General features: G+C 56.8%; 14 protein-coding genes. 7 read left to right on the top strand and 7 right to left on the bottom strand.

Annotated features, from left to right (window positions below; translation table 11 throughout):
- The first annotated feature begins 79 nt into the window (after positions 1 to 79).
- Positions 80 to 991 carry a LysR family transcriptional regulator gene (locus ACR0BU_RS07450; protein WP_480735745.1) on the top strand — a complete coding sequence of 304 codons (912 nt, stop codon included), beginning with the start codon at positions 80 to 82 and terminating at the stop codon, positions 989 to 991.
- A 195-nt stretch (positions 992 to 1186) separates the two neighbouring features.
- Here ACR0BU_RS07450 and ACR0BU_RS07455 read toward each other — a convergent pair whose 3' ends face one another.
- From ACR0BU_RS07455 to ACR0BU_RS07470, 4 genes are all read right to left on the bottom strand, one after another.
- On the bottom strand, positions 1187 to 2233 hold the full coding sequence (locus ACR0BU_RS07455) for a methyltransferase domain-containing protein (protein ID WP_480735747.1): 1047 nt from the start codon (positions 2231 to 2233) through the stop codon (positions 1187 to 1189).
- A 106-nt stretch (positions 2234 to 2339) separates the two neighbouring features.
- On the bottom strand, positions 2340 to 3452 hold the full coding sequence (locus ACR0BU_RS07460; RefSeq protein WP_480735748.1) for a DNA alkylation repair protein: 1113 nt from the start codon (positions 3450 to 3452) through the stop codon (positions 2340 to 2342).
- Between the two features lie 2 nt (positions 3453 to 3454).
- Positions 3455 to 4234 (bottom strand): SDR family oxidoreductase, encoded by a 780-nt coding sequence (locus ACR0BU_RS07465; protein WP_480735750.1) that lies wholly within the window; start codon positions 4232 to 4234, stop codon positions 3455 to 3457.
- A gap of 88 nt (positions 4235 to 4322) precedes the next feature.
- A complete protein-coding gene (locus tag ACR0BU_RS07470; protein WP_480735751.1) occupies positions 4323 to 4685 on the bottom strand; it encodes a SnoaL-like domain-containing protein in 363 nt (120 codons plus the stop codon).
- A gap of 110 nt (positions 4686 to 4795) precedes the next feature.
- Here ACR0BU_RS07470 and ACR0BU_RS07475 point away from each other — a divergent pair, with 110 nt between their 5' ends.
- The 4 genes from ACR0BU_RS07475 (at position 4796) to ACR0BU_RS07490 (ending at position 9687) form a co-directional block, all read left to right on the top strand.
- Complete coding sequence (locus ACR0BU_RS07475; protein WP_480735753.1) at positions 4796 to 6403, top strand: peptide chain release factor 3; 1608 nt, start codon at positions 4796 to 4798, stop codon at positions 6401 to 6403.
- 49 nt (positions 6404 to 6452) lie between these two features.
- Positions 6453 to 7208: a hypothetical protein gene (locus ACR0BU_RS07480; protein ID WP_300066572.1), complete on the top strand. Its 756-nt coding sequence runs from the start codon at positions 6453 to 6455 to the stop codon at positions 7206 to 7208.
- Positions 7205 to 8134 (top strand): glycosyltransferase family 2 protein, encoded by a 930-nt coding sequence (locus ACR0BU_RS07485; protein WP_480735754.1) that lies wholly within the window; start codon positions 7205 to 7207, stop codon positions 8132 to 8134. The genes ACR0BU_RS07480 and ACR0BU_RS07485 overlap by 4 nt, the downstream gene beginning before the upstream one ends.
- A 185-nt stretch (positions 8135 to 8319) precedes the next feature.
- Positions 8320 to 9687 carry a DEAD/DEAH box helicase gene (locus ACR0BU_RS07490; protein WP_298934819.1) on the top strand — a complete coding sequence of 456 codons (1368 nt, stop codon included), beginning with the start codon at positions 8320 to 8322 and terminating at the stop codon, positions 9685 to 9687.
- A 28-nt stretch (positions 9688 to 9715) separates the two neighbouring features.
- Here ACR0BU_RS07490 and ACR0BU_RS07495 read toward each other — a convergent pair whose 3' ends face one another.
- The 3 genes from ACR0BU_RS07495 to ACR0BU_RS07505 are packed head-to-tail and all read right to left on the bottom strand — an operon-like array spanning position 9716 to position 11738.
- Positions 9716 to 10618 (bottom strand): EamA family transporter, encoded by a 903-nt coding sequence (locus ACR0BU_RS07495; RefSeq protein WP_480735756.1) that lies wholly within the window; start codon positions 10616 to 10618, stop codon positions 9716 to 9718.
- Between the two features lie 21 nt (positions 10619 to 10639).
- A complete protein-coding gene (locus ACR0BU_RS07500; protein WP_480735757.1) occupies positions 10640 to 11542 on the bottom strand; it encodes a fatty acid desaturase in 903 nt (300 codons plus the stop codon).
- Positions 11535 to 11738: a DUF2061 domain-containing protein gene (locus ACR0BU_RS07505; protein WP_298934816.1), complete on the bottom strand. Its 204-nt coding sequence runs from the start codon at positions 11736 to 11738 to the stop codon at positions 11535 to 11537. The genes ACR0BU_RS07500 and ACR0BU_RS07505 overlap by 8 nt, the downstream gene beginning before the upstream one ends.
- Positions 11739 to 11845: 107 nt before the next feature.
- Here ACR0BU_RS07505 and ACR0BU_RS07510 point away from each other — a divergent pair, with 107 nt between their 5' ends.
- Together ACR0BU_RS07510 and ACR0BU_RS07515 are read left to right on the top strand one after the other, a co-directional pair.
- Positions 11846 to 12724: a helix-turn-helix domain-containing protein gene (locus ACR0BU_RS07510; RefSeq protein WP_480735759.1), complete on the top strand. Its 879-nt coding sequence runs from the start codon at positions 11846 to 11848 to the stop codon at positions 12722 to 12724.
- A gap of 79 nt (positions 12725 to 12803) precedes the next feature.
- Positions 12804 to 12986, top strand: coding sequence for a hypothetical protein (locus ACR0BU_RS07515; RefSeq protein WP_299075802.1), 183 nt, complete (start codon positions 12804 to 12806; stop codon positions 12984 to 12986).
- Positions 12987 to 12990 lie beyond the last annotated feature (4 nt).

The following is a 12990-nucleotide window of genomic DNA, read 5'->3' on the forward strand; positions in this document are numbered from 1 at the left end:
TCTGTGAAAGGGATTTAACTTCGATCAGACTGCAGATAAACTGCTCAATTATGGATTTATAATTCGGATATTGAATATAATGGGCTTAGACACAGATGCGCTTCGATTGTTTGTAAGGGCGGCAGAATTGCTGAACATCAGCGCTGCGGGGCGTGACCTGGGCATGGTCCCAGCGGTCTCCAGCGCAAGGCTTGCCAAGCTGGAGCAGAACCTGGGTTCCGAGCTTTTGCACCGCACGACGCGCAAAGTGTCGCTGTCGGTTGAAGGAGCCGATTTCCTGCCCTTCGCCCGCGAGATCGTTGCGCAGGAAGAGGCAGCACTTGCTGCGTTGGGTAAGCAAACGACAACGATCAAGGGTACATTGCGTTTTGCCGCGCCAAGCAGCTTTGCTCAGCTCTACATCGCGCCAATCCTGCCTAAGTTCCTTGAACAGCACCCCGATCTCAAGCTCGATCTGCGCCTGTCGGATGTGCAGTTCGACCTGATCGAAGGAAGCTATGATCTAGCACTCAGGAACGCGCCACTCGTCGACACCAGCCTGAAGGGCCGCAAACTGGCTGATGACCAGCGTATTCTTTGTGCTGCGCCACACTACCTCGACAAGCACGGCGTTCCCGAAACACCAGCCGATTTGAAAAGCCACCGTCTGATCGCTTTCCAAAACCTCCAGCCGCGGCCACTGACAGGGCCGGAAGGCGAGAACGCCATTTTCGATCCTGCATCTGCGAAGGGTCAATTGATTATCGATGACGGTAAAAGCCAGGTCCGCGCCACGCTTGCTGGAGCAGGTATTTCATTGAACGCTCTATGGAGCGTGCATGACCAACTGAAGTCAGGCCGTTTGATACGGGTTCTTCCAAGCTTTGAGGCCAGTGAAGACAATGTCTTGTGGCTGATCTATCCCAAGTCCAACGTATTGTCCCCGAAAGTGCGGGTGTTCATGGACTTTCTGGTCGCGGAGATTGGCGCAAAGCCTCCTTGGGAAACATGAGCGCAGGGTAGGTCAAGTGCGCTTTCAGACATCCTGACGCCAAGGTTGAGGACCAGGCGCAAAGCGGACATGCCTTATCCAATCTCAAAAGTCCGCTTTGTCCGCAAAGCGGACACTATGTCAAAAGAACCTGCCAACCTAGTTCGACAGGTTTACCGAAAGCTTCCAGATCGCGCCTTATTAGGTCCGACAACCTCAGCAACAGCCGCCGGAAGCAACCTCGCCGTTGGCTTCAAACGGGCTTTCTCCGCCGCAGCCTTCGAAAATGCCATAATGGGTCGAGAAATCGCCTATGAACTCAAAGTGCCGGGCAAAGCGGGTGTCTTTCAGCATCATCCAAGTATTACCGCAAACCGGAAAGACCTTGCCGGCCTCGATTATGTGATGATCATCCAGCGCAAACTCATGCGGTGCGTGTGGCACCGTGCCCTTGTAGATGACGGCCTGGCCATAATCTTCACAGGCTGGTTCCAGTTCGGGCAGTTTGAACAGACGATACGTGGCCGACAGGAAGTTCAACGGGGCCACGCGCTGTTCCAGCGCGGGGTTTTCGATGGTCAGCGGGCGATGCGTCACCCGGCGTGGGTCGCCAAAGCCAGCAGCACGCGACATAGACAGGAAGTCGTTCCAATACAGTGCGCCGGATAGACACTCACCATACAGCACCTCATCTTCGGCCATCGCTTTTGGCACGCGGCGATCGGCATACACATCCGAGAAATACATCTCGCCAACGTCTTTTAGCAGGTGGTGCGCTCCTCTCAGAACAGCCTCTTTATCGGTGGCCAGATTGATCACGCAGTTTGACACGATGATGTCAAAGGAACCGGGCGCAAGGTCCAGTTCCTCCAGCTTTTCGATAAAGCCGTGATGGAATTCCACGTTGCTGCTCGCATGACCAAAGGTCTTTGCGTGATAGTCTTGATGCGCGCGCGCCACGTCCAGCTGTTCGGGGGTCATGTCGACGCCAACAACGCGACCGTTTTCGCCCACCATCGCGGACAGAGCGTAGACGTCCCGTCCTGCGCCACATCCCAGATCAAGAATATGCATCCCTTCAAGATCCAGCGGCGCGATCAATCCGCAGCCATAGTAACGGGTCAGCACATCATCATGAATTTGCGACAGAATACCCTTAAGGTGATCTGGCATGTCATCCGGTGTGCAGCAGGCATTGGTTTGCAGATCGGCACTGCCTTGCAGCACTTCACCATAATAGTTCTGTACGGATTCATGCTTCATCCCGGTGCTCCTTTGTTCTCGAATGTCTCTCAGCTAAAGCAGGTATAGGTGCTGCGCAATCCGCTAGAACCTGTTTTGACAAAAGCGTGAGGGGCGAGGGGATGGCTTACCCCAGCAGTTCAAAATTCACACCCGCACAAACTTTGCCATTCACCTGAACCTCTAACCTGTGCGCGCCGGGCACCAGTTTGAATGTGGTAGCGTCTGCCTTCAGCTTGTGGCGCTTGGTCAGCGAGAGTTGCCCGTCCTTCAAAACCGACTGTTTCAGCTTATGCACCTTTGCAGTTGTTTTCCCGCCCGGGCGTTGAAAGTGAATGATATAGTCAACCAGCACCGGCTGCCCCGAGGCTCCGGTCAAATCGACTGAGAACTCAAGCGCGTCACCGATCCGGGGCGAGCCATTCACCTGAACGTCCACCGCAACCTTAGCATCCGGGTCATAGCCCAGCATCTTCATCGCCTGCGGGTGCCCGGATTTCACCAACCCCCGCAGCGTATGCGCTGTCATCCAGTCCAACTCATCCCGGTGCTGCTGATCCTGTTTCTGCCAGGTCTGTAACTGGTTCAGAACAAGTTCTGGGTCTTTCTTGGTGATGTCGTTCAAGTGGTTCGCGACCGACCGCGTGACATAGCGCGTCTTGTCCCCATGCAACCGGTCCAGCAATGGCAGCGGATCGTTCAGGCCGAGCCCGATCGCCTGCCCCCAGGGCAAACGCGGCCGCGTGCCTTCGCTGACAAGACGGCGCACGTGGTAACTGTCATGCCCACACCACCGATCCATGCGTTCCATGACCTGATCGGGATGTTGGTTGAGGAACGGACGAATAGCCCATTCCATCGAAAAGCGCTGTGTCAGTTCTTCGATCACATCCAACGCCAGTTCGGGATGATCCAACCCGATAGAAACCACCCAATCCCCCAGGGGCGCAAAGATGAAATCGCCAAAATCATCATCCGTTTTGTCGGGATCCAATGGCGGTGGCAGGGCACTAAGGATGACGGGCGCGACATCTGGCAAATCGCCGGGAACGGCGTACTGCAAACACTCGGCGATCCACGCCATACGCTCCTTCAATTCAAGCTCTAGAAGCCGGGACATAACCCGCGCCTCGAACGCACCTGCATCAAAGGACGGGTCGGCATCGGCGAACAGACCCGCAAGGTAGCGAGTCTTTTCGGCGTTAAACAACTGATCCTTCAGCGAAAAAGCCTGTGCCATTGTTACATCGTCAAATTGGTTGCGCCGCCATCCAGCAGGATGTTCTGCCCGACGACAAAACCGGCGTGCTGCGAACACAGGAAAGCACAGGTCGCGCCAAACTCCTGCCGTGTCCCATACCTGCGCGCGGGAATCGTTGCGGCACGTTCGGCGCGCGCCTCATCCATCGAGATGCCCTTTTGCGCCGCAACCCCGCCATCCAGCGAATTCGCCCGGTCTGTGGCGTGAATTCCCGGCAACAGATTGTTGATCGTCACGCCATGCGGCGCAACTTGCCGCGCTGTTCCGGCCACATACCCGGTCAGCCCTGTCCGCGCGGCATTCGACAGCCCCAGAACCGCAATCGGCGCGCGCACGGATTGCGAGGTGATGTTGACCACCCTGCCCCAGCCTTTGTCCATCATGCCCGGCAACAGGGCTTTCATGAAGGCAATCGGCGTCAGCATGTTGGCGTCCAGCGCCTTGATGAAATCTTCCCGATCCCAATCCGACCACAAGCCGGGGGGCGGTCCACCCGCATTGGTCACCATAATATCCACCCCCTGCGCGGCTTCGATCACCTGCGCCTGTCCCTCAGGACTGGTCACATCACAGGCAACGGTTTCGACCGAAACACCATGATCCGCACGAATGCGCGCGGCCTCGGTTACCAGCGCCTCAGCCCCGCGCGCGTTCATCACCAAGTTTACACCAGCACCCGCCAGAGCCTCGGCACAGCCCAGACCGAGCCCTTTGCTGCTGGCGCATACCAGTGCGCGTTTTCCGTGAATTCCAAGATCCATTCTAACCCTCCCAACCAATTCTTGCCAAACATCTAGCACCGGTCCGGCAAGGAAGGCTAGAAACGGATTTTTCAAGCACGATCAACGCTTAGTCGAAGAACTCTTCCCGCACGATCTTGCCATCAGCGACGTGGTAGATGGCGACTTCGTTCATATCAAAGCTCTCACCGGTTTCTTTGAATTTGCCCTGAACCTTAAAAATCACGGCAAAGCGGTCATCGCCGTGTAACATTGGATCGCTGGCGCTGAAGTCGCTGACCTCGGTGGCATTGTCCCACCAAGCATGTTTGCCCCGGATCGCATCCAGGCCATGGGCTTCCCGCCCCATACCCTGATCATCCACAGCCTCGACCGAAACAGCATCTGCTGCATAGATCTTGCCCAGATTCTCGGTTGTCCGGTTTTCTCGGCATCCGGCCACAAGTTCCAGAGCTATTTCTTTCAAATTCATTGCTCCACTCCACTTTTTTGTTCACTTTATGTTCTTTTTGCCATAGCGATCCGATTCGGAACACCCCCTTTGTCTTGCCTCGGCAGGTTTCCCCGCCTATACGCGCGCTCATGCTTGATACCGCCACGAACCAACCTGTATTGCCGCCGGAGATCGCGCGGCGTCGGACATTCGCCATCATTTCGCATCCGGATGCGGGCAAGACGACCCTGACTGAAAAGTTCCTTCTATATGGGGGTGCGATCCAGATGGCGGGCCAGGTGCGTGCCAAGGGTGAGGCGCGCCGCACACGATCGGACTTCATGCAGATGGAGAAGGATCGGGGGATCTCGGTCTCGGCCTCGGCCATGTCGTTTGACTATGACACCTTCCGGTTCAATCTGGTGGATACACCCGGACACTCGGACTTTTCGGAAGACACCTATCGCACGCTGACCGCCGTGGATGCGGCGGTGATGGTGATTGACGGTGCGAAAGGTGTAGAAAGCCAGACGCAGAAGCTGTTTGAAGTTTGCCGCCTGCGCGATCTGCCGATCCTGACCTTCTGTAACAAGATGGACCGCGAAAGCCGCGATACGTTCGAGATCATCGACGAAATTCAGGAAATGCTGGCCATCGACGTCACGCCCGCCGCGTGGCCGATTGGCGCGGGTCGTGACTTCGTCGGCTGCTATGACATGCTGCGCGACCGGCTGGAACTGATGGACCGTGCCGACCGTAACAAGGTGGCCGAAAGCATCGAGATCAACGGGTTGGACGACCCGAAACTGGCCGAACACGTGCCCGAGCATCTGTTGGAAAAGTTCCTGGAAGAAGTTGAGATGGCACGCGAGCTGCTGCCCGCCATGGACCCGCAGGCAGTGCTTGAGGGGCATATGACTCCGATTTGGTTCGGCTCGGCCATTAACTCGTTTGGGGTTAAGGAGCTGATGGAAGGCATAGGCTCATACGGTCCGCAACCGCAGATTCAGTCCGCCGAACCCCGGCAGATCTCGCCCGAGGAAAAGAAGGTCGCAGGCTTTGTCTTCAAAGTACAGGCCAATATGGACCCCAAGCACCGCGATCGGGTGGCCTTTGTGCGCATGGCCTCGGGACATTTCAAGCGCGGCATGAAGTTGACGCATGTCCGCACGAAAAAACCGATGGCAATCTCGAACCCGGTGCTGTTCCTCGCTTCGGATCGCGAGCTTGCGGAAGAGGCTTGGGCTGGTGACATCATCGGCATTCCCAACCACGGCCAGTTGCGCATCGGCGACACGCTGACCGAAGGTGAGGCGATCCGGGTCAAGGGCATTCCGTCGTTCGCGCCGGAACTGCTGCAAACCGTGCGCCCGGGTGACCCGATGAAGGCCAAACACCTAGAGAAGGCCCTGATGCAGTTCGCCGAAGAAGGTGCCGCCAAGGTGTTCAAACCATCGATTGGCTCAGGATTTATCGTCGGCGTGGTCGGCGCACTGCAATTCGAGGTTCTGGCCAGCCGGATCGAGATGGAATACGGCCTGCCGGTGCGTTTCGAAGTCTCGCAATTCACCTCGGCCCGCTGGGTCAGCGGTGACAAAGCCGAGGTTGAGAAATTCGTCAACGCCAACAAACAACATATCGCCCATGACCATGATGGCGACATCGTCTATCTGACTCGTTTGCAATGGGACATTGACCGCGTTGTTCGCGACTATCCCGAGCTTACCCTGACGGCGACGAAAGAGATGATGACGTGACGCAACTGGCTGATTGCGCAGTCGAGTCTGGCTGTGCAATTCTGCGCTCATGAGCGAAGACGATCTGACTTTCCCGGGCGGCCTGCCCGACATGCTGGACAGCTATGAAAACCGGCGCAGCCCATTTGAGTTTGGTTTGGAAACGCTGCCACCATTGGACGCAGACCTTGCCTCGATGGTCCAGCAGATCGTGCCCGAAAGCGCCACAGTTCTGCCTGAACCAGATCTAAGAACCTCATGGAACCGCAAGCGCGCAAAAATCGCCACAGAATTTGTCGGCAATTCCGAGCTTGCCTTTCTGAACGCACAACTGGTGTCAAACCTGCGGAAACGCTCATACCCTCGCCGCGCCCCCGCGCTTTTCTGCCGTCTTTGGGGCGAACACCCCGATCACCTGATATCTGCGTTAAATCTGCGCTGGTTGGTCTCGTCGGTTCAAACCTTTGCCATCCACGGGGAAACATCGACGCAGCGTGAGGTCGGTCAGGCCCTGCGTATGCTATTCGGCATGATGAAGCTCTATGAATTCGAACGGTTATTTTCCGGTGTGGCCCCCGATACGCCGCACAGGATGCGCGGCAAAAGCGAGGCGTCGCTGCCCTACGAAATGAAATCTTTTTCCCTTGAAAAAGGCGGATTAGACGTCAATCTCATCGCGCCCATCTGGACCAAAGCATTGCAGGATACCACCATCGCACCGCTGGTCGATCACCTGATGACCGAATTGAACAAAGACCCCGGCAGCGTTTTTCGCAGGTTAAAGCTGATGCGCGACACACGCCTGTCCCGGCAAGCCCGCGCATGATCACCTGGGGGATCGTTTCAATGGTCCGGGGGCCAACGGACACTATTCTTGGTTTTGCCGCCCATCATCTCGATCTGGGCGCGGATTTTTTGTACATCTACATGGATGAACCTAACCCGGGCGCGTTTGAGGCATTGTCCTGTCATCCTAAGATCCGGGTTCGGAACTGTGACGACGCATTCTGGCAGGAACGGCGGCGCAATCGCCCCGAAAAGCACCAGATCCGCCAGACCGTTCATGCGACATTCGCCTATCGTTATACCAAGCTGGATTGGCTGGCCCACATCGATGTTGACGAATTCCTTTGGTCGCCAGAGCCAATTACAGACCTTCTGAGTTCAGTTCCTGCCGACAAACCGGCCGTGCGCGTTCGACCTATCGAAGCAATCGGTGGCAGCGAAGACTTGTACAAGGCACATATCCCGAACTCAGCTGACCGAGAGGCCATCGTCGAGGAAATCTATCCGAATTACGGCGCTTTTGTTCTGGGCGGCTTCTTAAGCCATGTGCAGGGCAAGCTGTTCGTGCGATCCGGCATGGAGAACCTAAACTTTCGTATCCACAACCTGTTTCAGAACAAGAAGCTGCTGCCTTGTAAGTTTGAAGTACCACAAATCGAACTCTGCCACCGCCATGCGCCGGACTGGGAACATTGGATTGCACACTACAAGTTTCGAATGGATCGCGGTTCGTATCAACCGGGTATGTCCCCGAATGTTCCGCGCGATCAAGGCGGGTTGAACAAGAACGAATTGCTCAGCTGGATCGAGGCTGAACAAGGGCCCGATGGCCTTCGCGCATTCTACACTGAAATGAGCGGCGCAGACCCTGATGTACGTGCCAGACTGGAAGCGCATGGCATGATCAAGCACCGGCCACTGAGTCTGGATGAAAAAGTTGCGAAACACTTTCCCGGAAGTAGCTGAATTGTTGCAAAAATTCGGGGACAGGCACCACAACCCGCTGATCCACAGGTCTTTGTTTGACCCTGACCCACGTTTTTGTTATGTCCGCGCTCAAGCCGAAACAGCGCACAAGGCGCATGGCCATCCGGGCCCGGCACATTTCAGACGCGCGGGCCAGGTCAAGTGTCCGCATGAACCGGACATACATGACAAAGTTTAACGAACTAAACCTGAACCCGAAGGTCCTCAAAGCGATTGAGGAAGCTGGATACGAAACCCCAACTCCAATTCAAGAAGGCGCGATCCCTGCCGCGCTTGAAGGGCGCGATGTTTTAGGCATCGCCCAAACGGGAACCGGCAAGACCGCAAGTTTCACGCTGCCAATGATAACGCTGTTGGCCCGCGGTCGCGCACGGGCGCGGATGCCGCGCTCGCTTGTGCTGTGCCCGACACGGGAACTGGCTGCGCAAGTGGCTGAGAACTTCGATACTTACGCCAAACATCTCAAGCTGACAAAAGCGCTGTTGATCGGCGGTGTCAGCTTCAAGGAACAAGATGCACTGATCGACCGGGGTGTCGATGTGCTGATCGCCACTCCGGGCCGTCTGCTGGATCATTTTGAACGCGGCAAGCTGCTGCTGACTGGCGTTCAGATAATGGTGGTGGACGAAGCCGACCGGATGCTCGACATGGGCTTCATTCCTGATATCGAGCGCATCTTCTCGCTGACACCATTCACCCGGCAGACCCTGTTCTTCTCGGCCACCATGGCGTCGGAGATCGAGCGGATCACCGACACGTTCCTGTCCGCGCCAAAACGGGTCGAGGTTGCCCGTCAGGCCACCGCCTCCGAGACGATCGAGCAAGGCGTGGTCATGTTCAAAGGCGGTCGCCGCGATCGCGAAGCCAGCCAGAAACGCAACGTATTGCGCGCATTGATTGATGCCGAAGGTGAAAAGTGCACCAACGCGATCATCTTTTGCAACCGTAAGACCGACGTGGACATCTGCGCCAAGTCACTGAAAAAACACGGATATGATGCCGCAGCCATCCATGGTGATCTGGATCAGTCCCAACGTACGAAAACGCTGGACGGATTCCGCGATGGAACCCTGCGCCTGCTGGTTGCCTCGGACGTGGCCGCGCGTGGGTTGGATGTGCCTTCTGTCAGCCATGTGATCAATTTCGATGTCCCCGGCCACCCCGAGGATTACGTCCACCGCATCGGCCGAACCGGTCGCGCTGGACGCGAGGGCAAGGCGATCACGATTTGCTCCTCTCGCGATGAAAAAGCGTTGGCCGCAGTTGAGAAGCTGATTCAGAAAGACATTCCGCGCCTCGACAACCCGATCAAGGCCGAGGAGCCTAAAGCCGAGGCGCCAAAGCCCGAGCGGAAATCCAAAGCTCCGGCCCCGAAAAAGAACGACGATAAAAAAGTTGAACCCCGCAAGGACCCCGAGCCTAAAGGGCGCGGTCGTGGCCGCCGGAACGATCGCGGACCTGACGTTGTGGGTATGGGTGATCACCTGCCCAGCTTCATCGCGCTAAGCTTTGACGAACGTCGCACGGGTTAGACCAGGTTAAGGCACCGAACCACTGACCCTAGATGGCCAGGACCAGTACCAAAATCGACAGCCCCAACAATGCAATCCCGGCGATCTCTCGCCGGGTGATGGTTTCCTTAAAGAACAATGTCGAAGCCAGCAGACTTAGGATCAGTTCCACCTGCCCCAACGCTTTGACATAGGCTGCATTCTGCAAGCTGAACGCCCAGAACCAGCAGAATGATCCACCCAGGCTGGTCAGCCCGACGAAGATGCCGGTGCGTCTGGTGTCCCAGACCGCACGCAATTCGGCCCGGTCACGCCACATCAGCCACAGCCACATGCTCAGGAATTGAAACGTGACAACGGTTGCCAGTGTGATCAGGGCGCGGAACGATGCCTCGATCCCCCCGAGCTCAAGCGAGGCACCGCGATAGCTGACAGCTGAGAACGCAAACAATACGCCGGACCCAAGACCCAGTTGTGACGCCCGATTGGTCAGATGGCGCCACCATGCACCGTCGCCACCAGGTGTCTTGGACAGCAACAAAACAGCCGTAAGCCCCATCAGGATCGCCAGAAACGCACCGGCGGAAATGCCGTCTCCCAAGATAACGAACCCGACAATGGCTGTCTGAATCACTTCGGTCTTCTTGAAGGTAATCCCGACCGCAAAGTTGCGCTGCTTGAACAGGGCGACCACGCAGATTGTCGCAAGGATCTGCGCTGTGCCTCCGATAACGACAAACATCCAGAACCGGGCCGTTAGCGGCGGCAGCTCTGCCCCGGTAGTCCAGACCACAATGATCAGACCCAAAATCGCCAACGGCATCGAATAGGCAAACCGCGCGAAAGTCGCACCAGCAGCGGATAGCTTCACGCTGCTTAGCGATTTCTGCAACATGAAGCGCACGGTTTGAAACGTGGCCGCGGCGATCGCGACGGGAATCCATAAACTCATGGCGTCCCTTGTGTCGCTTAATCAGGACTTTGGCCAGAGCGGATGCGCCACCGGATCTTTGGCATGCCAGAAATACTCTCGGAAAATCTGGCCGTAAGACCGATATACGTAAGCCTCGTTACAGGCCAGATATCGGTCTTTCCCAGACCGATAGAGTGCGGGCAAGCGATACCACGGCGCGGCCGGATTCATGTGGTGAACAACGTGCAGGTTATTGTTCAAAAACAGAAATGCCAGCAATCCGCGATCCTCGACAATGACCGTTCGCGCCCGAGATTTTTCGTGCGCACGGTGTTCCAGGAAGGTACGGATCTTAACCAGCCCCAAGCCGATATAGGCCGAGGCGATGAAGGCCCCGACCGGCATGGCCGACTGCGCCACGATCCAAAGCACAACCGCAACCCCAGGCAAATGCATCGCCCAGGCCAGCAAGACAGCCTTATCTCCTCGTAGAGCGCCGCGCCATTCGTCCTGCAGGAACGCTGCTTGCCCGATTGCCGGGCCCAGCACCACACGGCCCAGCAATGTGTTGTTGGCGGTGTACAGCCGCTTTTGCCATCCGGACAAACCGCTCCAGACCTGCGGGTCCAAATAGTTGGATTCGGGATCATCATAGGGATCTGTCAGGTTTGCATCCTGATGATGTGCCAGATGCAAATCCCGAAACCGATTAAAAGGTATGAACAATGTCAGAGGCAATGCCATCATTGCTTCGTTCAACCACGTGGCGCGGAACGGGTGCCCGTGCAACGCCTCATGCGTCAGCGACGAATGCAGCGCCGCGACAAGCCCCATCGCTGGAATGGCCAGCCACGGCGACCAGCTTGCAAGCAAAAACACCACCGCCAGCCACGCGGCATAGCAGGCAACGATCAGAACAAATGTTCCCCATTCGGGGGACTCGGGCCGCGTCGGTTCAGCCATTGCGACCCCACGAAATCCCTGCCCAGATGCGTTCGTAGACCACATACATCGTCAGACCGATGGCCGTATTAACCAAGGCGACGGCGCCACCCACAGCGGCAGAACCCGTTGCGATCAGGCCAACACCCGTCATGACGGCCAGGCCCATCGCATTCCAAACGACTGCCTTCACGACAGATCTTTGTCGCGTTTCCATTCCAGACCCCATTTTTATTGTTCTGCAAAAGCGTTACAGACCGCGCCTCATGTGGGGAATTCCGAATATGATTAACAAAACTCATCATTCATGATATTTATCACCACATGCCTGATAAAATCGACAAACGAGATCGCGCCGCTCAGTTCCGTCTCCGCTTGGCCCGGGCCATGGAGGACCGACAGATGAGTCAAAGCGCGCTGGCGCGTGGTATCGGCGTTGACCGGTCCACCGTCTCGCAACTTCTGACGGATGCAGGTGCGCGCCTTCCCAATGCCCATGTGGTGGGCAGTTGCGCCTCGGCTCTTGGTGTGTCCGCTGATTGGTTGCTAAGCCTGTCGAACCGACCCGAAAGTGCGGCGGAACTGTTGGCAAGCTCCTTAAGCATGGCAGAAGCGCCGCGTGCACTGGTCGATGAGAGAATCTTTGAATGGCATCAGGAGGCTGCGGGTTACAAAATCCGCTATGTCCCGGCCACCCTGCCCGATATGCTAAAAACCCGGGCGGTGCTGGAATGGGAATACGCGCCGCATCTGGGTCGGACTGCGGACCAGGCCATCGGCGCGTCTGAAGACCGCCTGAAATGGATGCGCAGCGCGCAGTCGGACTATGAGATTGCGATGCCGCTCTATGAGATTCACAGCTTTGCCCATGCTGTCGGGTATTATGAAGGTTTGCCCCTTCATGTCCGGTTGGAACAGATCGACCATCTGCTGGCGTTGTGCGAGCAGCTTTACCCACGCATGCGTATCTATCTATTTGATGCAAAAAGACTTTACTCCGCTCCGGTGACGATCTTCGGACCGTTGCTGTGCGTATTCTATGCTGGCAGCCACTACATGGCTTTCCGCGACCGGGACCGGATCGAGATTTTCACCCGTCATTTCGACACGCTTGTACGCGAGGCTGACCTGACAGCACGCGACTTTCTGGCCCATCTGCGCGCATTGCGGAAGGCGATTTCCGGCCAATCAAAGACGAAGTGATGCAGCAGCGTTCAACCTGTGGTATCGTCAACCGGCGCGAACCTTCGGGTGATCCAACCAAAGACGGAGGATATCAGGAATGGACGCACTCCAAACCGCTCAATACGCACGTGCCTTGTACACCGCTCATGGCGACCGGGCCGAGGCGGAAGCTGCGCAAAAGATGCGCGAATGCGAGGCCGCCGGAAACCGCCAGCAAGCACAGGATTGGCAAGCTGTCCGCCAGTCAATCCGCCAGATTCGCGGCCCAAATCAAGGCTGACGGC

This window comes from Ruegeria sp. CK2 (genome assembly GCF_056536585.1).